The 19,806-nt window shown below is 47.0% G+C and carries 18 protein-coding genes and 1 pseudogene; 18 read left to right on the top strand and 1 reads right to left on the bottom strand.

Annotation, left to right across the window (positions count from 1 at the left end; genetic code table 11):
- The first annotated feature begins 342 nt into the window (after positions 1-342).
- The 5 genes from ACYQ2E_RS00720 to cydB all read left to right on the top strand — a co-directional run bounded on the left by ACYQ2E_RS00720 (position 343) and on the right by cydB (position 5,714).
- Complete coding sequence (locus ACYQ2E_RS00720; protein ID WP_460016125.1) at positions 343-1,542, top strand: class I SAM-dependent methyltransferase; 1,200 nt, start codon at positions 343-345, stop codon at positions 1,540-1,542.
- An 85-nt stretch (positions 1,543-1,627) separates the two neighbouring features.
- On the top strand, positions 1,628-1,783 hold the full coding sequence (locus ACYQ2E_RS00715; RefSeq protein WP_460016124.1) for a hypothetical protein: 156 nt from the start codon (positions 1,628-1,630) through the stop codon (positions 1,781-1,783).
- Between the two features lie 44 nt (positions 1,784-1,827).
- On the top strand, positions 1,828-3,018 hold the full coding sequence (gene metK, locus ACYQ2E_RS00710) for a methionine adenosyltransferase (RefSeq protein ID WP_460016123.1): 1,191 nt from the start codon (positions 1,828-1,830) through the stop codon (positions 3,016-3,018).
- Positions 3,019-3,255: 237 nt separating this feature from the next.
- Positions 3,256-4,719 (top strand): cytochrome ubiquinol oxidase subunit I, encoded by a 1,464-nt coding sequence (locus ACYQ2E_RS00705; RefSeq protein WP_460016122.1) that lies wholly within the window; start codon positions 3,256-3,258, stop codon positions 4,717-4,719.
- Positions 4,719-5,714: a cytochrome d ubiquinol oxidase subunit II gene (gene cydB, locus ACYQ2E_RS00700; RefSeq protein WP_460016121.1), complete on the top strand. Its 996-nt coding sequence runs from the start codon at positions 4,719-4,721 to the stop codon at positions 5,712-5,714. Before ACYQ2E_RS00705 ends, cydB begins: the two co-directional genes overlap by 1 nt.
- Before the next feature lie 145 nt (positions 5,715-5,859).
- Here cydB and ACYQ2E_RS00695 read toward each other — a convergent pair whose 3' ends face one another.
- Positions 5,860-6,069 carry a hypothetical protein gene (locus ACYQ2E_RS00695; protein WP_460016120.1) on the bottom strand — a complete coding sequence of 70 codons (210 nt, stop codon included), beginning with the start codon at positions 6,067-6,069 and terminating at the stop codon, positions 5,860-5,862.
- 249 nt (positions 6,070-6,318) lie between these two features.
- On the opposite strand from ACYQ2E_RS00695, the gene cydD reads away from it, so the two are divergent.
- The 13 genes and pseudogenes from cydD to ACYQ2E_RS00630 form a co-directional block, all read left to right on the top strand.
- Complete coding sequence (gene cydD / locus ACYQ2E_RS00690) at positions 6,319-8,022, top strand: thiol reductant ABC exporter subunit CydD (RefSeq protein ID WP_460016119.1); 1,704 nt, start codon at positions 6,319-6,321, stop codon at positions 8,020-8,022.
- Positions 8,019-9,725: a thiol reductant ABC exporter subunit CydC gene (gene cydC / locus ACYQ2E_RS00685; RefSeq protein WP_460016118.1), complete on the top strand. Its 1,707-nt coding sequence runs from the start codon at positions 8,019-8,021 to the stop codon at positions 9,723-9,725. The genes cydD and cydC overlap by 4 nt, the downstream gene beginning before the upstream one ends.
- 40 nt (positions 9,726-9,765) lie before the next feature.
- The gene (locus ACYQ2E_RS00680; RefSeq protein ID WP_460016117.1) at positions 9,766-10,746 is read left to right on the top strand and encodes a CAP domain-containing protein; all 981 of its coding nucleotides are present in this window, start codon (positions 9,766-9,768) and stop codon (positions 10,744-10,746) included.
- 169 nt (positions 10,747-10,915) lie between these two features.
- The gene (locus tag ACYQ2E_RS00675; protein WP_460016116.1) at positions 10,916-12,109 is read left to right on the top strand and encodes an ATP-binding protein; all 1,194 of its coding nucleotides are present in this window, start codon (positions 10,916-10,918) and stop codon (positions 12,107-12,109) included.
- 70 nt (positions 12,110-12,179) lie between these two features.
- Positions 12,180-14,030 carry a translational GTPase TypA gene (gene typA / locus ACYQ2E_RS00670; RefSeq protein ID WP_460016115.1) on the top strand — a complete coding sequence of 617 codons (1,851 nt, stop codon included), beginning with the start codon at positions 12,180-12,182 and terminating at the stop codon, positions 14,028-14,030.
- 85 nt (positions 14,031-14,115) lie between these two features.
- Positions 14,116-14,352, top strand: coding sequence for a hypothetical protein (locus tag ACYQ2E_RS00665; RefSeq protein ID WP_460016114.1), 237 nt, complete (start codon positions 14,116-14,118; stop codon positions 14,350-14,352).
- Complete coding sequence (tsaE, locus tag ACYQ2E_RS00660) at positions 14,349-14,795, top strand: tRNA (adenosine(37)-N6)-threonylcarbamoyltransferase complex ATPase subunit type 1 TsaE (protein ID WP_460016113.1); 447 nt, start codon at positions 14,349-14,351, stop codon at positions 14,793-14,795. The genes ACYQ2E_RS00665 and tsaE overlap by 4 nt, the downstream gene beginning before the upstream one ends.
- A gap of 64 nt (positions 14,796-14,859) precedes the next feature.
- Entirely contained in the window at positions 14,860-15,558 is a 699-nt protein-coding gene (locus ACYQ2E_RS00655) for a Bax inhibitor-1/YccA family protein (protein ID WP_460016112.1), read from the top strand.
- Between the two features lie 99 nt (positions 15,559-15,657).
- Positions 15,658-15,987: a metal-sulfur cluster assembly factor gene (locus ACYQ2E_RS00650; protein WP_460016111.1), complete on the top strand. Its 330-nt coding sequence runs from the start codon at positions 15,658-15,660 to the stop codon at positions 15,985-15,987.
- Positions 15,988-16,057: 70 nt separating this feature from the next.
- On the top strand, positions 16,058-16,687 hold the full coding sequence (gene liaF / locus ACYQ2E_RS00645; protein ID WP_460016110.1) for a cell wall-active antibiotics response protein LiaF: 630 nt from the start codon (positions 16,058-16,060) through the stop codon (positions 16,685-16,687).
- Positions 16,687-17,646, top strand: coding sequence for a sensor histidine kinase (locus ACYQ2E_RS00640; protein ID WP_460016109.1), 960 nt, complete (start codon positions 16,687-16,689; stop codon positions 17,644-17,646). The genes liaF and ACYQ2E_RS00640 overlap by 1 nt, the downstream gene beginning before the upstream one ends.
- Positions 17,647-17,722: 76 nt before the next feature.
- Entirely contained in the window at positions 17,723-18,373 is a 651-nt protein-coding gene (locus ACYQ2E_RS00635) for a response regulator transcription factor (protein ID WP_460016108.1), read from the top strand.
- A 25-nt stretch (positions 18,374-18,398) separates the two neighbouring features.
- Positions 18,399-19,792, top strand: a pseudogene (locus tag ACYQ2E_RS00630) (Cof-type HAD-IIB family hydrolase); the annotation flags it as partial.
- Between the last annotated feature and the right edge of the window lie 14 nt (positions 19,793-19,806).

The following is a 19,806-nucleotide window of genomic DNA, read 5'->3' as shown; positions in this document are numbered from 1 at the left end:
TACACAGCATTCAGCGAGCACTCAGTCAAGAAATAGTATTTGCATAAAAAACGAATAATTATAACTTAAATACATAACGATTAAAATTCAAGAAATAATTATTAGCTCTAACTCTTTATACTATAATAACATTATGAAACACTTTAATGCAAGCGTAAATTTGAAAAAATCAGCTATTTGCACACTTAGCAGCCGTATGTACAAAAACGTTTTCATTAGAAAACAATAATTCTCTAATATCATTATTTTGAGATGAAAATTACGACAGAATTTTTGACAAATTCATAATTCAGGTTTAAAATTGAAGCTGAGTAAATAAACACGAGGAAGGAAATTTACCAGATGGTATTTGAGAAAACAGTTTTAAACAAAGCAATGTCTCAAGCATTCGACATTCCAGTCGAAGTCACTTATTGGGACGGCAAGACCGAAAAATACGGCGAAGGTGAAACTCAAGCGAAAATCAAGCTGAATAAGAAATTCTCTTTCAGTGATTTAGCCGGTACACCGACGCTTTTTTTGGCCGAAGCTTACATGCACGAAGATGTTGAGATTGAAGGCAGCATCCAGGAATTGATTGCCTCGGCCTATCGCAAGTCCGGCAGCTTTCTGACCGACCAGACAGGATTCGGAAAAGCCGCCTTAAAGCTCATGCACGGCCACAGCCAGAAAGAAACGCGCGAAGACATTCACAGCCACTATGACATCGGCAACGACTTTTACGAGAAGTGGCTGGATGAAACCATGACTTATTCCTGTGCCTACTGGGCGCGTGACGACATGACGCTGGCAGAAGCCCAAAAGGCCAAAGTGCATCATATTTTAGACAAATTGTACACAAAACCCGGCGAACGCCTGCTGGACATCGGCTGCGGCTGGGGAACCATGATTTTCACAGCTGCCCAGGAATACGGCCTAAATTGTGTGGGGGTAACCCTGTCAGACGAACAGTATTATTATGTCCGGAAAAAGGCCGAGGACCTCGGCCTGCAGGATAAAGTCAAAGTTTACCTTGTGGATTACCGTGACCTGAAAGAAAGCGATTTTGATTATGTCGTGTCTGTCGGTATGTTTGAGCACGTCGGAAAAGAAAATCTGGGCATGTATTTCCAGAAAGTATATGATTATCTGAAGCCGCATGGGCGGGCGCTGATTCACGGCATCACAGGCCAGCACTACGGCGCAGGAGTAGACCCATTCATTGAGAAATACATTTTCCCCGGCGGCTACATTCCAAACGTAGCTGAACAAGTCAATCATATCCTGACTGCCGGCCTGCAGCTGGACGACCTGGAGCCGCTGCGCCGCCATTACCAGAAGACGCTGGAAGTTTGGGACAAAAACTACAAAAAAGTCTTCGGCGAAGTCGTTGAGCAAATGGGAAAACCTTTTGCCCGCATGTGGGACCTTTATCTTCAAGCCTGCGCCGCCAGCTTTGAAGCGGGAAATATTGACGTCATGCAGTTCTTGCTCACAAAGGGAGCTTCAGGAGAAGGACTTCCTATGACAAGAAATTATATGGACGAGTCAGTCAAATTGTGATAAAATTACCAGAGCAGCTTTAGCGCCCCGACTTTTGTGATTTTGCGCTGAATCTCTTTTCACGGAAGAGAATTTAGTCAAAATCATGAAATCTGTGTTGCTGAAACAGCTCAATAGCTACGAGAAGTTACGAGTCCCGAAAGGACAGCCGCAATCGTGCTGCTGGCGCCTTGTAACCAATAAGTCAATCATGTACAGCATTATTACGCTGCGCGAGGCAGAATTCAGCGATGAAGACTGAATTATGGCCGAACGCGCGAATGCTATTCCAATAGGGGGACAGAAATGTCAAAAGAAAAACGTTTATTTACCTCAGAGTCAGTCTCTGAAGGACATCCAGACAAGGTGGCAGACCAGATTTCTGATGCCATTCTTGATGCCATTTTAGCTCAGGACCCGCTAGCGCATGTCGCCTGCGAAACCGTTGTGTATACCGGCACGGTGGAGGTGTTCGGTGAGGTCACAACAACCGCTTACGTCGATATTGCCAGCGTGGTGCGTGAGACCATCAAAAAAATCGGCTATGATGACAGCGAAAACGGCTTTGATTACAAGTCAGTCGGCGTTCATGTCAGTCTGGTTGAGCAATCGCCTGATATTGCCCAAGGCGTCAACGAAGCCGAAGAAGTCCGCGGCAAGTCGGATATCGACCCGCTTGATTTAATCGGCGCCGGCGACCAGGGCATGATGTTCGGCTATGCCAGCACTGAAACACCCGAATATATGCCTCTAGCAATTTCACTGGCGCATCGCCTGGTGAAAAAACTCGCAGATTTGCGCAAATCAGGTGAAATTGCCTACTTGCGTCCAGATGCCAAGTCTCAAGTAACCGTAGAATACGATGAAAACGGGACAGCGCAGCGCATTGACACCATTGTCATTTCCACCCAGCACGCCGCCATTGCAGCGAATGAAGAAATTCGCCGTGATGTGATTGAGAAAGTGATTAAAGCAGTCATTCCCGCTGAGCTTCTGGACGATGAAACAAAGATTTTCGTCAATCCGACCGGCCGTTTCGTCATTGGCGGTCCTCAGGGCGACTCAGGTCTGACCGGCCGTAAAATCATTGTTGACACCTACGGCGGCTATGCACCGCACGGCGGAGGCGCCTTTTCAGGCAAAGACCCCACGAAAGTCGACCGTTCTGCCTCCTATGCAGCTCGCTATGTGGCCAAGAACATTGTGGCCGCAGGCCTGGCGGAAAAAGCTCAGGTTCAATTATCATATGCAATCGGCATGGCGCATCCCACATCCATCAATATCGAAACTTTCGGAACTGGAAAAGTAAGTGACGAAGCGCTGCTGGCAGCCATTCGCCAAGTTTTTGATCTGCGCCCGGCCGGCATCATCAAAATGCTCAATCTCCGCCGGCCGATTTACGCCCAAACCGCAGCTTACGGCCATTTCGGCCGAACAGATATTGATTTGCCTTGGGAAAAATTGGACAAAGTAGAAGAACTGTTGAAATTTTTCTAATAAAAATTCTGGAGAAAATCAATTTTATAAGACAGATGCAGTGAAAATGTATTTTTTCTGCCCTGTCTTTTTGTTTATGAAAAGAATTTCAAGATTTTTAGGACAAAAGAGGCAAAATGCTCTATTTTACATTCCTACGATGTGTAAATTTGTGAAAGAAAAGTTATAATAGAGTAACGTAACAAGTATCTTGGGAAAGTGTAAAGAACTTGTGAAAAAATTTTTTAAGGAGGTTTTATGACAATCGTTAATTTAGCACGTTTTCAATTTGCAATGACGACGATTTTCCACTTTTTCTTCGTGCCGCTAAGTGTCGGAATGGTGTTCATGACTTTTCTCATGGAAATCATCTACGTCAAAACCGGCGATGAAAAATGGAAAAAACGCACCAAGTTTTTCGGCTCAATCATGCTCTTATCTTTTGCCGTTGGTGTCGTAACAGGTATTATCCAGGAGTTCCAGTTCGGCATGAACTGGTCGGACTACAGCCGTTTTGTAGGGGACATCTTCGGCGCACCGCTCGCAGTTGAGGCCCTGCTGGCATTCTTCATGGAATCCACCTTCCTGGGCATCTGGCTCTTCGGCTGGGACAGACTGGGCAAAAAGCTCCATCTTGTCGTCATCGGCCTGACCTGGTTCGGCTCGACCTTATCCAGCCTTTGGATTCTTGCGGCCAACAGCTTCATGCAGAATCCGGAAGGTTACAAAGTCGAAGGCGGACGGGCAACACTGCAGAGTTTCGGAGCTCTGCTCACAAATCCGCAGACCGTTCTGGAATTCGGCCACGTCGTGACAGGATTCTTCCTGTTGGGCGGTATGGTTGTTGCTGGCGTTTCAGCTTTCCAGATTTTGAAGAATCGCAACGTAGACCTATTTAAGTCAACGTTACGTTTAGGCTTGCTCATTGCTCTAATCGGCGGCATCGGGAATATTGGTGCCGGAGACCAGCAGATGCTGGAAGTCAAAAATTCACAGCCGATGAAGTTTGCCGCAATGGATGGCGTGACAAAAAATGAAAAAAGTCCTGCAGAATGGGAGCTTATCGGCTTCTTCAATACTGCTGATAAAGAAGAAGTTTTCGGCATTCGTATCCCTTACATGTTGTCAATTTTGACTTATCACAACACTTCGTCAAACAATCCGGACATTCAAGGTGTGCAGGAGCTCGACAAGCAGCTGGCAGCTGAGCATCCAGACGTAGCAGAAAAACTCAAAGCCAACGGCGAAAGTTTTGTACCGCCGATGAACACACTGTTCTGGGGCTTCCGCGTCATGGCGGGACTCAGCGTTCTGATGATTCTGCTTTCGGCCTTCGGACTCTTCTGGACACGCAAAAAGAAAGCCTGGCTCTTTGAGAACCGCGGCTGGCTTCATGTTTACGGCTGGTCTCTGTTCTTTCCTTTCATCGCCATGAGCTGCGGCTGGCTGATTACCGAGCTTGGACGCTGGCCATGGACAGTTTACGGCGTCTTCACCATGCAGGATTCCGTTTCACCAAACGTTTCCGTCGGCTCACTGATTTTCACAAATATCGTATACTTCCTGCTTTTCTGCGGACTAGGTGCAGTCATGGTTGCCTATACGGTACACTTGATGCGGCAGAATGCGGAAAACATTGACACAGCCTATGCGTCAATTGACCCATTCAACAAAGACGCCTTTGCAGCAAAAGAATTAAGTCGTGAAGGAGGTAAAGACTAATGTCAGGTTTACAAATTTTCTGGTTCATCGTCATTGCCGTATTATTCAGCGGATTCTTCTTCTTTGAAGGTTTCGACTACGGCGTAGGAATCTCCTCACTCTTCGTCGCCAAAGACGAGCGCGAAGTTGACCAATGCGTGGCCAGCATCGGCCCTTTCTGGGACGGCAATGAAGTCTGGCTGCTGACTGCGGGCGGGGCCATGTTCGCGTCTTTCCCTTACTGGTATGCCTCACTTTTCTCCGGCTATTACCTCATTCTCTTCCTGATTCTAGTCGGCCTGATTTGCCGCGGCGTCTCCTTTGAATTCCGTCACCGCGCCATTACCCAAGGCCAAAAGAACCTATGGACAAAGGTTTTGGGCTGGTCTTCACTCTTTGTACCGTTCATGCTCGGCTTATTGTTCACTAGCTTTATCCAGGGCATGCCGATGGACGCAAAAGGAAATATTTCAGCCGGCTTCTTTGATTATGTCAACTTATTGTCAATCGTCGGCGGTGTAGCCGTTGCGCTTCTGTGCTGGCTGCACGGCTTGAACTATCTTGCTTTGAAAGTAGACGGCCCTCTGCGTGAAAATGCGCATAAGCTGGCCAATATTCTCTACTTTGTGCTTTATGCAGGCGAAGTCGTCTTTGCGATTCTGCTGGCAGTGTTCACAGACTTCCTGAAGGAACATGCCGTTCTGACTCTGCTCCTGCTTGTTGTCATCGTTGCTCTGTCAGTCCTTGCGCATCTATCAGTGCGTGCAAAGAAAGAAATAATCGCTTTCATCAGTTCCGGTCTAACTTTCGTGGCCTTGGTCGCCCTGCTTTTCCAGGGCATCTTCCCACGTGTCATGATTGCGAATAACCCTGTCAACAGTATTCTCATCAAGAATGCCAGCTCAACCAGCTACACGCTGACAGCTATGACAATCGTTGCGCTCTGCATCCTGCCGTTTGTACTGGTTTATATCGGCTGGAGCTACTTCATTTTCAGAAAACGAATTGCGAAGTAAGTAACTCAACTAATAAGAGTACCCAACTCATCTCCAATTTAACTTGGAGGTGAGTTTTTTGTACAAATACTGTTTTTCTGTCTCCATATGAAAAAGCGCCTGACATGTGACAAACGCTTTGTAGCTGGTACGCAATTAATTATTACTATAAGACTGTTAAATTTTTCATCGGACTAGTAGCAGACATCAGAGCAGTAAAAGACTTCGACTCCTCGTCCCAAACAGCTAAAACATCAGAAACATGACAAAAAATAAGCTTATCACCATTATCCAGATAAAACTCTTTTCCTCTCATGTCCGCAATAGTACCTTTTGTTCCATCACGTAAGATTACATAGTCAAATTCCTTAACCATTTTTTACCTTCTTTCTGCCCGGATATCAGGACTAACGCTATTTATTATACCCTTTTTTATCATTCATGTAAATTGTTTTTCCCGTAAGTTTTAATTGTTTTATCCCCCATACTTATTAATACGTAAAAGATAGGAATTTGTTTCAGCACAAAAGTAAAGTTGATGTTGATTATTGACATACTTAGACAAAACGTAAAAAATCGGTTTCCCGTTCCAGCACGATAAGAGCAGAGATGTTATAATTCAGTAATGATTGATAAATCTCTATTTGCACTGCCCGGCGTGCGGCGAATTTTCCCGCTGCTGGGACTGCTGGCCTTTCTTCAGGCTGCTTGTATTACCGGTCAAGCTCTTTTTTTATCGGCAGCTTTGACGGGACTTTGGGAGCATCAGACTTTCCCGGAAATCTGGCAGTCAGCTGCGGGCTTTGCGTTGTGCTTCATGGCGCGTGAGGGTGTCAATTTCCTGCGCCAGAAGCTGCTGGACGGTTTTGCCTATAAAACGGCCTCCAATCTGCGCGAGGAGCTGCTGGAAAAGATGTTTCAGCTTGGCCCTGTTGCAGTGCAGGAGCTGGGTACAGGAACGGCGACGAGCACGGTCATCACGGGAATCGACCATGTCGAGGCATATGTCAAGCTCGTCTTGTCCAAAGTCCTGAACATGATGATGATTCCGGTCTTTCTTTTGCTGGTAATTGCCTTCCTGGACTGGCGCAGCGCCCTTGTCCTGCTGATTGCCTTCCCCTTTGCAATTATTTTCATGATTCTGCTGGGCTATGCGGCGCAAACTCGTGCGGCAAGGCAATATAAGAGTTTCCAGCTTTTAAGTAATCATTTTCTGGACTCGCTGCGCGGAATATCTACGTTAAGGTATTTCGGCAAATCAAAAGATTACGCCAATTCGATTTATAAAACCAGCGAGCGCTTCCGCAAGGCAACCATGAGCACCTTGCGCATGGCCATGCTGTCGACCTTTGCGCTGGACTTCTTTTCGACCCTATCAGTTGCGACGGTGGCACTGTTTCTGGGCCTGCGGCTGATGAACGGGCATATCCTGCTTTTTCCGGCCTTGGCAGCTTTGATTTTAGCTCCAGAATACTTTCTGCCCTTACGCGAGTTTGCTTCCGACTACCATGCGACACTGAACGGGAAGAATGCGCTGGAGTCTGTCAATCAAGTTCTGGCCATGGAGGAGAACATTTCATCTGAATTGACAAAAACCGTCCGCTGGTCTGAAAATTCCCGGCTGGATTTGTCGAATTTGACACGAACTTATGAAAGCGGCCGTGGCGTATCTGACGTGAGCCTTGAGTTATCCGGCTTCAGAAAAATTGCGCTGGTTGGCGCTTCAGGCGCAGGAAAAACGACATTATTGTCAATGTTGTCCGGCTTCTCTTCGCCGAATTCTGGACAAATTTCTTTAAATGGACAAATTCTGTCAAGTCTGGGCCTGAAGGAAGAGAACTGGCGGCGCTCACTGTCGTTCATTCCTCAGTCGACTTATATTTTTTCAGGCACTTTGCGTGAAAATGTGGCTTTTTATGAAAAACATGCTGCAGACGCGGAGCTTCAGGAAGCTCTGCGCTTAGCGGGTCTAGCGGATTTGGACATTTCGCTGGATGAAAAAATCGGTGCCGGCGGGCGTGTGCTGTCGGGCGGGCAGAAGCAGCGTGTAGCTTTGGCGCGAGCCTTTTTAGCAAAAGACCGGAATATTCTCTGTCTAGACGAGCCCACGGCGCATTTGGATATTGAAACCGAGCTGGAAATTAAGGAAAATATTCTGCCCTTGTTTGATGACAAGCTGGTGATTCTGGCGACGCACCGCCTGCACTGGCTGCCTCAGATGGACGAGATTATTTTACTGAGCGAAGGAAAAGTGATGGGAATCGGCTCACATGAGCAGCTTTTTCGTGAAAATGCCTATTATCGGCAGCTGCTGGAGGAAATGTCATGAAATTCTTAACTTCTGAATGGATTCTGCCATTTTTCAAAAAATACAAAAAAGGCCAGATTCTGGCAATTTTCCTGGGACTTTTAACCATGCTGGCTGCGGGTCTCTTGATGTTTTCGGCCGGCTATGTGATTTCCCGCTCGGCGACTCTGCCGGAGAACATTCTGATTATCTACGTGCCGACGCTGATGATTCGTATTTTCGGAATTGCCCGCCCGGTTCTCAGGTATATCGAACGGCTAACCAGCCACAACTGGATTCTGCGCATTACCTCAAGTCTACGCAAAAAACTCTATCTGCGTCTTGAGACACAAGCCATCGAACTGTCCAATCGTCATCGCCTGGGTGAAATGCTGGGCCTGCTGAACGAAGACATCGGAAACCTGCAGAATCTCTACCTGCGCACCATTTTCCCCCTGCTCATCGGCGGAAGCCTTTCCGTAACGCTGCTGATAATTTCCGGCGTCTTCTCACTCTGGCTCGCACTTGGCCTGGCAATTATTCTGTCCGTGCTCTACTTCCTGTTCCCGCTTGTTTCCCTGAAAATGACGGTCAAATCCGACGAAAAGCTGAAAATTTACCGCAACGACCTCTATTCGGACCTGACGGACAATATCTTAGGCCTGCAGGACTGGCAGCTGTCCGGGCGAAAAGAAGATTTCCTGTCAATTTACAAGTCGGCAGAAGCATCCGTGCGCAGCGAGCAAGGACACCTGTTCGCCTTCAGCAGAAAGCGGAACCTGTCTCTCCAGGCGGTCTATACCGTCCTGATTCTCTTCCTGATGCTCTGGGCCGCGTCAAACCTAACCACAGGCGACACGCCGAACTACATCGCAGCCGTCGTCCTAGGCGTTTTTCCGCTCTTTGACGCCTTTTCACCCCTGTCTGATGCCGTCGTCGAAACGCACCGTTACCAAGATTCGGTCAAACGGCTAGACGCCTTACCCAAAAAAGAAGAAGAAACGCGAGACCAGAGAATCACAGGAAACGGCATACTCCTAAAAGACATGAGTTTTTCCTATCAGAATGGGAAACCGATACTAAAAGACCTCGACCTGAACATCCCAGCAGGTCAGCACGTCGCAGTCATCGGACGCTCCGGCGTAGGAAAATCCACACTCGCGGCCCTCATCCGCGGTGACCTGAAGCCAAGCTCAGGAAGTCTTACAATCGGAGGCACTGAACCCTCAGAAGCCCAGAACATCGAAGAAAAAATCGGTGTCATCAACCAAGAACCTTACATCTTTAACACAACGCTGAGAAATAATCTAACACTGGCAAATCTGGACGCAACAGACGAGGAAATCCTGACAGCCCTGAATGCCGTCGGCCTCTCGCAGATGGTTGACCAACTGCCCGAAGGACTTGACACGCTGGTTGACGAAGCAGGACAAAGCTTTTCCGGAGGAGAAGCGCATCGCCTGGCTTTAGCAAGAATTCTCCTGTCTCACGTTGACATTGTCATTCTGGACGAAGCCACTCTGGGCCTTGACCCAATCACAGAGAAGCATCTCTTGAACGAGACCTTCCGCCTGCTCTCCGACAAAACAATTCTTTTCATTACCCATCACCTTCTAGGCGTGAAACAGCTTGACCGCGTGCTTCAGCTGAAAAACGGCCGCATCGCAATCGACGGAAAACCCTCTGAACTGATGGAAAATAGCATAGAATTTATCCGTCTCTACCAGCTTGATAAAGGCTTCTAGTTTTGTTAAAATAACTTTATTATAAATCCATAGGAGAATTATGAGAAAGTTATTGATTTCTACAGTTTTCTTCGCAGCGACTATTACTGCGAGTGCAGTCACTGCCAAGGCTGACACCGAAATGTACCGCATGTATAATCCGAATTCAGGCGAGCATTTTTATACAGCCAGCCACGATGAGGCCGCCAGCTTGCAGCAAGTCGGCTGGAATTACGAAGGCATCGGCTGGATTGCGCCAGAGTCAGGGGCAGAGGTATACCGCCTCTACAACCCTAATGCGGGCGATCATCATTATACGGCAAACTCATATGAGAAAGAGCAGCTAATCAAACTCGGCTGGAATTACGAAGGCATCGGCTGGCGCTCAGGCGGAAGCAGACCGGTTTTCCGCAGTTACAATCCAAATGCCGAAGCAGGCACGCATAACTATACAGCCAGCCAGTCAGAAGCACAGTCATTGGTAAATGCCGGCTGGCGGGACGAGGGAATCGCCTGGTATGCGGTGAATCCCAAGACACAGCAGACAGGACTTCCAGCGGATACAGGGAAGCGGCTTGACAGACTGAATCAATGGCGCGCAACGACGCGAAAAGATGTCCTCACAGCAGCTGACGGTGCCCCTCGTGCCCCTTTAACACTAGATGCGGACCTGACAAGTTGGGCACAGATACGCGCAGAAGAACTCGCAGCCCAATCCACAGGCTTTAGTGTAAATTTGTCGCATGAGAACAAGAAAAACGGCATGCCCGCCTGGGCAGACGGCTCACTCTTTCGCTCGCCGAATTACGACCATAAAAGCATCGCCTGGGGACCAGAAGCACTCTATTACGAATTTGATGTAGACGCAGACACAGCCTTTGACAACGCCGTCGACTTCTGGTGGGATGAATACAATACAGCCTATGCCAATTACAGCCATTATCTGATTTTATCCAGCCCGCTGGCGAACCGCATCGGTTTCGGCGTTGCACGCGCTCATAACGGGGCTATTATTGTGGCAGCGGAGATTGCCTATAGATAATGATTTTTGATAAAGCTTCCAAGGGCTAAGACTTGTTGGAAGTTTTCTTATATTTTGGAAAATGCTTCGAACTGAAGATATAATTTCAATTGTGCTATAATATATATAAATTGAAAGTATAGTTTCAATTTATCGCGTACATTATCAAATTGAAAGCGAGGGAAGCAAAATGCTGAGAAGACAAAGTTATCTTCAAAAAATCATAGATTTTAAAGACAGTGAGTTTATTAAGGTCATCACAGGAGTTCGACGTTCTGGAAAGTCCTATCTTCTCATGATGTATAAGGATTATCTACTCGAATCAGGAATAAACGAAAATCAAATTATTTACATCAATTTTGAAAAATTTGTGACTGAACCGCTTCAAACGGCGCAGGCTTTGAATAATTATTTTAATGAGCATATTGATAAGCAGCAGAAGACTTACCTTTTACTGGATGAAATTCAATATGTGGAAGATTGGCAAAAGGTCATAAATAGTGCACGTATTGAGTTTGACTGCGACATCACTATTACCGGAAGTAATGCAAACATGTTGTCAGGTGAACTTGCGACGCGGCTTTCTGGACGTTATGTTGAAATCAAAATTTATCCATTTTCATTCAAAGAGTTTCTGGCAGCAAAATTCGGCGACAATATTGACCAGCGTTATCTACCGCGCTATTTGCAGGAATATATTCGATTCGGCGGCTTTCCCGCTGTCGTATTATCTGATGAAAATATGAAGGAAACGATTCTTTCAGGAATCTTTGATACCGTGATTTTGAACGATATTGCCAGCCGCGGGGAAATCAGAGATATAGAAGTTCTAAAGCGTGTCGTAAGTTATCTGGCGGGGAATGTCGGACAAATCGTTTCCACGCTGAATATCAGCAACACACTCACTTCTTCAAATATCAAAATAAGTCACCCGACTGTCAATAAGTACATAGAACTCATGAAAAATGCCTATTTGCTTTATGCTGCACAGCGCTACGATATTCGAGGAAAACAGTATTTGTCAAAACAAGAAAAATATTACTTTGTTGATTCAGGACTTCGTCACATCTTGCTGGATAAAAAGCAGGATAATCGCGGGCAGGAGCTGGAAAACCTGGTTTATCTTGAATTGCTGCGGAGAAATTATACTGTTGAAGTCGGAAAATATGGCGAAAAAGAAATTGATTTTATTGCCAGAAAGTTTGATGAGCTGCTTTATGTTCAAGTCACTTACCAATTGCCGGAGGTTTCAACGCGGGAAACGGATAATCTCCTTCTAATAAAAGATAATTTCAAGAAAATTATTATCACACAAGTCTATGAAGACCGAACAGAAATTGCCGGAATTCCAATCATCAACATCATTGACTGGCTACTCGATTAAACAACGTTTTTTTATATTTTCATGAAAATATGCTATAATATTTCAGCTAGACAAAAAAGAGGAAATTAACTTGACAAAATTAAGAGAAGATATTAGAAATATTGCCATTATTGCCCACGTCGATCACGGAAAAACGACACTGGTAGATGAACTTTTGAAGCAGTCGTCGACACTTGACGCGCGCACCAAGCTGCAAGACCGTGCCATGGATTCCAACGACCTGGAAAAAGAGCGCGGCATCACGATTTTGGCGAAAAATACCGGCGTTGAATACAAGGACAAACGCATTAACATCCTTGATACGCCCGGACACGCGGACTTCGGCGGCGAAGTTGAGCGTATCATGAAAATGGTTGATGGTGTCCTTCTCGTAGTAGACGCTTACGAGGGGACAATGCCGCAGACCCGTTTCGTGCTGAAAAAAGCACTGGAGCAGAATCTGACGCCGATTGTGGTCGTAAATAAGATTGATAAGCCGTCCGCCCGCCCAGCCGAAGTGGTTGACGAAGTACTTGAGCTCTTCATTGAGCTTGGTGCCGACGGTGATCAGCTGGACTTCCCAGTTGTTTATACATCCGCGCTGAACGGCACATCCAGCCTGTCTGACAATCCAGCTGACCAGGAACATACAATGGACCCTGTTTTCGAGACGATTCTTGACCATATCCCTGCGCCGATTGACAATTCTGATGAGCCGCTGCAGTTCCAGGTTTCACTGCTGGATTACAATGACTATGTCGGCCGTATCGGTATCGGCCGTATTTTCCGCGGACAAATCAAAGTCGGCGACAATGTGACCCTGTCAAAACTGGACGGCACAACGAAAAACTTCCGTGTGACGAAAATGTTCGGATTCTTCGGGCTTGGTCGTGAAGAAATCCAGGAAGCTAAAGCAGGCGATTTGATTGCCCTGTCCGGTATGGAAGACATCTTCGTCGGCGAGACCGTTACACCGACCGACTGTGTTGAGCCGCTGCCATTGCTGCACATTGATGAGCCAACCTTGCAGATGACTTTCCTGGTCAATAATTCACCATTTGCCGGCCGCGAAGGCGACTGGGTAACCGCCCGTAAAATCGAAGAGCGTCTGGAGCAGGAGCTGCAGACTGACGTTTCACTGCGTGTCCAGCAGCTGACGCCAGACTCATGGCTCGTTTCAGGACGCGGCGAGCTGCATTTGTCCATTCTGATTGAAACAATGCGCCGTGAAGGCTATGAACTCCAAGTTTCACGTCCAGAAGAAATCCTGAAAGAAATTGACGGTGTCCTCTGCGAGCCGTTTGAGACAGTTCAGGTTGATACACCGGCAGAATATCAGGGCTCTGTCATTCAGGCCCTAGCCGAGCGCAAAGGTGAAATGCTAGACATGGTCAACGAAGGCAACGGACAAGTCCGCCTGACATTCCTAGCGCCAGCCCGCGGCTTAATCGGCTTTACCACAGATTTCTTGTCGATGACGCGCGGATATGGTATCATTAATCATACCTTCGAAAAATATGCGCCATTAATCAAAGGAAATATCGGCGGACGCAGCCGCGGCGCCATTATTGCCAACGAAACCGGCCAGACCACGCACTACGCCATGATGAGCGTGCAGGAGCGCGGGACATTGTTCGTAAATCCCGGCACAGACGTTTACGAAGGCATGATTGTCGGTGAAAACAGCCGTGAAAACGACCTGACCGTCAACATTACCCGTAAAAAGGAGCAGTCCAACGTCCGCTCTTCAAATAAAGACTCAACAGTTGTCCTGAATGCGTCTAAAATCCTGTCACTTGAAGAATCACTTGAATTCCTGGCCGACGACGAGTATCTGGAAGTGACGCCAGAGTCGCTGCGCCTGCGCAAACAGATTCTTGACAAGTCAATGCGCGCTAAGGACTCTAAGAAAAAGAAATCCGCAGACGCTGAAGAGGCCTAAGAACACTTGAAGAAGCTGCAGATTTTCATGTAGCTGATATTACATCAAAGAGTATGGCCGAGCGCTATTCAAAGGAGGTTTAAGCATGTTTTACTTTTTGCTGATTATCCCGGCGGGACTGGCTTATTTCCTGCTCATGTCGCCGGAAGTCAAAAAAACCCTCAACATCTTCTTTGTCCTAGGCGGCATCACCCTCTTTGTCACGCTGATTTTCTCATTCATCTTCAACTACCACGCAGGAATACTGGAGCTCCTGATGTATCTGGCCGCAGCAGCCCTGCTCGCCCAGTGCATCCGCGAACTCGAAAGGATGAAATCTTGAAAAAGACCGCTCCACTGAACGAAAACGATTTGACGACCTTTGCTGAAAAACTAGGTCGTCTTTTGCAAGCCGGCGACATCCTCATCTTGACCGGTGATTTAGGCGCAGGGAAAACCACCTTCACCAAAGGCATTGCGCGAGGCTTGGGCATCACGCAAATGGTAAAATCCCCAACCTTCACCATCGTCCGTGAATACAATGGGGGACGGCTGACACTGTACCACATGGACATCTACCGCATCGGAGACGACCCGGACAGCTTCGACATGGAATCCTACTTTGAAGCCGGCGGCGTCTCCGTAATCGAATGGGGCGAACTCCTAGAAGCCGACCTGCCGTCAAATTACCTGCACATCAAGTTTGAAAAAACAGCCGATGACAGCCGCAGGCTCATTTTAGAGCCGCACGGCAGCCGGGCAGAAGAGTTAGTAGAATCAGTCTAAAGACCGATTGCCTTTTACAAACAATTCTGATAGAATAAGATTATAAATTTTGGAGGATTTCAAAATGCAAAATAGTAACATCATTTATGACGACAAAAAAGAAGGCCTCACCGCTTTCTATAATCGTATATACGCGCTGATGGGCGTGGGCGTGCTGGTTTCAGCCCTCGTCTCCTGGATTATGATTGCCTTTTTCTCGGCGAACCTCATCAGCATTATCCAGACCGGCGGTTTCGCCTTTCTATTACTTTGGCTTATCCCAATGTTCCTGGTCTTTCCGATGCAGAGCGCAGCCATGAAAAACTCACCGATGGCATTGCCGCTGTTTATAGGCTTCTCCGGCTTCTTCGGCTTCCTTATCAGCTTTACATTGCTGATGTACAGCGCAGAAAACATCGCCATTGCCTTCGTGACGGCTGCAGGCATGTTTGTCGGCTTATCGGTCTACGGGCGCGTAACCAAGCGCAACCTCTCAGGCATGGCCAAAGCCATGATGGCTGCCTTAATCGGCGTAATCATTGCAAGCGTGGTAAACATGTTTGTCGGCAGTTCTGCAATCATGTATCTGATTAGCTTCGTCTCAGTCATTGTATTCTCAGGCCTCATCGCCTGGGACAACCAGAAGATTGAGAAAGTCTACAACTCCGTGAACGGGCAAGTACAGGACGGCTGGGCAATTTCAATGGCACTGTCGCTTTACCTTGACTTCATCAACTTATTCCTCTCACTCCTGCGCATCTTCGGCATGGGCAGCCGCGACTAAAACTGGAGAAGTTCCGCAAGTCACGGGACTTCTTTTTTTACACAAAATTTGTTACAATGTGATGTAAAATAATTTTGACAATGTAGCTAAGGAGATGAAATGGCTGAATATACAGAAGAACAAGTAGAAGACATCAAAAACCGCATTCTAGCAGCGCTGGAAAATGTGATAGACCCTGAGCTCGGTCTTGACATCATCAATTTAGGCCTGATTTACGGCATTGAGTTTGACGACGCCGGCAACACACAAATCAGTATGACATTGACAACCATGGGCTGTCCATTGGCTGATTTGCTGACCGACCAGATTCACGCAGTGCTCAAGGAAGTGCCGGAAGTCACAAATATCGAAGTCAAACTGGTCTGGTCGCCGCAGTGGACTGTGGACAAGATGAGTCGCTATGCTCGCATTGCTCTGGGAATTCGATAAATTTGCGGAAATAAAATAAATAGGACCTTAGGCGGAGGTATTCCGCCTATTTTTTTGTTAGAATGGAAATATGAACAGGCGATTAACTTTTTTTGCAGTGATAGAGATTATAATTCTGCTTTTTCTCTGTGTTGCACTGTTTCGGAACGGTTTTGTCCTCTTTCTCGGGTTGGCGATTCTTTTCAGCTGGCTGGCAAGCCGCAGTCATAGCCGTGTCCTGGGCGTCATTTGCGGGGTGCTTTGGCTGTTTACCGTAATTAATCTGATTCGCTCGGGCTATTTCTGGCTGGCGGTTGCTTTCCCGATTGTCATGGGAGTTATCTATTATCGGCATCGTGACGAATATTCTGAAAGAGGGTATCATCATTCAGGGCAGGCTCAAGATGATGCGGGATGTTTTTCAAAGGCTCAGTGCTCGGACAATGAACTGATTGACCTGGCGGATTTGCATTATCATCCGGACGGCAATAATCTGACGATTCGCAAGCTGGCGGGAAATACCAAAATTATTGTCCCGGAGGATGTTGAGCTGGCGCTGAGTGTGCAGGTTCATTCAGGTGTTGTCAAAGTTTTTGAGCAGACGACTGAAATCAATGATGTCAATTTGACCTATTTCACGCCGGATTATGCGTCGGCTGAAAAGCGTGTTGCCCTTAACATCAAAGTTGAAACCGGAAATGTAGAGTTGGTGCACGGCTGATGACGAAGAAAACGATTATTACAACTCTGACTGTCAGCTTTATCTTGTCCTTCTCACTTTCTCTGATGCTTCTGGCATTTTTTGAGCCAAGTGATGGCCCAGGACTTTTGACGCTTTTTTCAGACAATCTTTTTAAGGTTTGGGTGTTACTGGTCATCTCGGGGCTTGTTGCTATCATCATCACCGTGTTGAACTACGCGGACAACCAAAGAATTCAGAGAGAGTTTGCCGTTGACGCCGAAAAACTGCTGCTCAACGTCGAGCCGTCAAACCCGGAATTAATCCGTGTTTCAAAATACATTTCCGAATTATCCGCTGAAATGCAGCGTCTGTCAAATCCGACAACAGAGATGCGCGCAAGCATCGTAGAAGAAGAGCGCAAGCGGATTTCCCGCGAGCTGCACGACTCGGTCAGCCAGGAATTATTCGCCGCCACCATGATTTTGTCCTCGGTCGAAGGCTCGAACGACCTGTCCGTTGTTCGCTCGCAGACGGCACTGGCCTTAAAAATTCTGCACGAAGCGCAAAATGAAATGCGCGCGCTGCTCCTGCATCTCCGGCCGATTGAGCTGGCCGGTAAATCCCTCAGCGTCGGCTTAACTGCTCTGATAAATGAGCTCAGCGCCAAAATCTCGGCCAATATTAATTACCGCCTGGACGAAGTCAAATCAACCAGCACTATTGAAGATAACCTTTTCCGCATGGCTCAGGAAGTTCTGTCTAACACGCTGCGGCATGCCCATGCCGAGAACATTGACATTGTCCTGCGCGAAAATGCCGGCAATATTCTTCTGACCATTCGGGATGACGGCGTCGGCTTTGAAAAGTTGGACGAGAAGACAACCAGCTATGGACTGGCCAATCTCCGTGAACGCGCCTTGCTGCTGGGCGGTGAATGCAAAGTGATAACTGCCCCGAATCAAGGCACCACCGTGGAAATTCGTATACCAAAATCATAAATTAAATAATTTACAAATAAAAAAGATTAGGAGAAGTTGAGGTCGTGCAGGCGCACGATTGCAATTCAATGCAAAAATGGGAAAAATCAAAGTAATGATAGTGGATGACCACCAAATGGTGCGGCTTGGTCTCTCAAGTTTTCTGAATGTTCAAGACGACATCGAAGTTGTCGCTGAAGCCTCAGACGGACAAGTCGGCGTCCTCAAATATGATAAATACAAGCCGGATGTGGTTTTGATGGACCTGGTAATGGATAGGATGGACGGCATCAAAGCGACGACAACCATTCTGGAAAAGAATCCGTCTGCGCGAATTTTGATTTTGACTAGCTTTCTGGATGACGAGAAGGTTTTTCCGGCGCTTGCGGCAGGCGCCAAAGGCTATATTCTTAAAACCTCGCAGGCGCATGAAATTGCCGAAGCTGTGCGCAAGGTGGCAAACGGTGAAGATGTCCTTTCCGAGAGCGTCAAAGAGCGTATTAAAGAGCACAATCACCGGCCGCATGAACTTTATGACGACCTAACCAGCCGCGAAATGGAAGTCCTGCGGGAATTGGCCAAAGGTCTGTCCAATCAGGATATCGCTGACACGCTTTTTATCTCGCTCAAGACCGTGAAAACTCATGTGTCGAACATCTTCACAAAGCTGAAAGTAGAAGACCGCACGCAGGCGGCCATCTATGCCATGAAGCACAGACTGGTGGAAATTGATGATAGTGAAAATTGACACTAAATTTGATACAATAGACCTTATGAAAACTTTACAAGAACGTGCTGAACTTATTAAAATTATTCTTTTCGACATTGATGATACGCTGCGGGTCAAGGATACGGAGTTTATGCCTGATTCTGTGGCGCTGGCTTTCGATAAGCTGCGTGACAAGGGAATTCTGACAGGGATTGCTACTGGGCGGAGCTTCGCGGGTGTGATTCCAGAGATTAAAGCACTGAAGCCTGATTTTTTCATCACGGCCAATGGTGCCTATGTCGAGGACAAGGACCAGAACATTGTTTACGACAAGCACTACAGCAGTGAATTCGTGGAGGAGCAGATTGACTGGCTGAAGTCGGTTGATAGTGACTATGTTTTTTACGGCAATCATTCGGTGGCAATTTCACGGTGGACTGACTTGAATCGTGAAGTTTTTACGGGCATTTATGGGGATATGGCTGTGAATCCGGACTTTTACAAGGAAAATTCGGTCTATCAGCTGGTGTCGGTTTCTGACCATGATGATCAGATTGTTTTGCCGGAAAAGTTTAAAGACAAAATCCGTATGGTGCGCTGGCATCCGCTGTCGAGCGATTTGGTGCCGATGGTGGGCTCGAAGGCTATTGGGGCAGAAAAAGTTCTGGAGCATTTAGGGCTGACGGCTGAAAATCTGATGAATTTCGGCGATGAGCTGAATGACCGTGAGCTCTTTGATTTTGCGGGCTTGTCGGTCGCTATGAAGGTCTCGCATCCGGAGATTTTGGACAAGGCTGACTACGTTACCGATGCAGTCGAGAATGACGGTGTTTATAAAGCACTGATAGAGTTAGGAATTATTGAATGAATTATCCGCAGCTACAATTAAATTTTGCTAAATACAAGGGAACAAAGGTCGTGATTCATACGAATCGGGGCGATTTGTCCATTCAGCTTTTTGATAATCTGGTGCCGAAAACGGTCAAGAATTTCGTCGAGCTGGCGAAAAAGAATTACTATGATGGTGTGATTTTTCACCGTGTCATCAAAGACTTTATGATTCAGGGCGGTGACCCGACGGGGACTGGGACAGGCGGTACGTCAATTTACGGGAAGCGTTTTGATGACGAGTTTTCTGACGAGTTGTATAATTTGCGAGGTGCTTTGTCAATGGCGAATGCGGGGCCGAATACGAACGGCAGTCAGTTCTTCATTGTGCAGAAAAGTGATGTGGATTATCGGACAGAGGATTTAGAAAGTGCGGGCTGGCCGCGTGAAATTGCCAAAGCTTATGTTCAACGCGGCGGTACGCCGCACCTTGATAGGCGGCATACGGTTTTTGGACAATTATACGGCAAGACGTCTTACGAGATTTTGGACAAAATTGCCAATCTTGAGGTTGATTTTCACGATAAACCGCTAAAACCTGTTATCATAGAAAGTATAGAGATTCTTGATAAGAAAAAGAAGCC

The organism is Lactovum odontotermitis (assembly GCF_054658595.1).
Note: the sequence above shows the minus strand (reverse complement) of the source record. Positions and strands in the feature narration are given on the sequence as shown.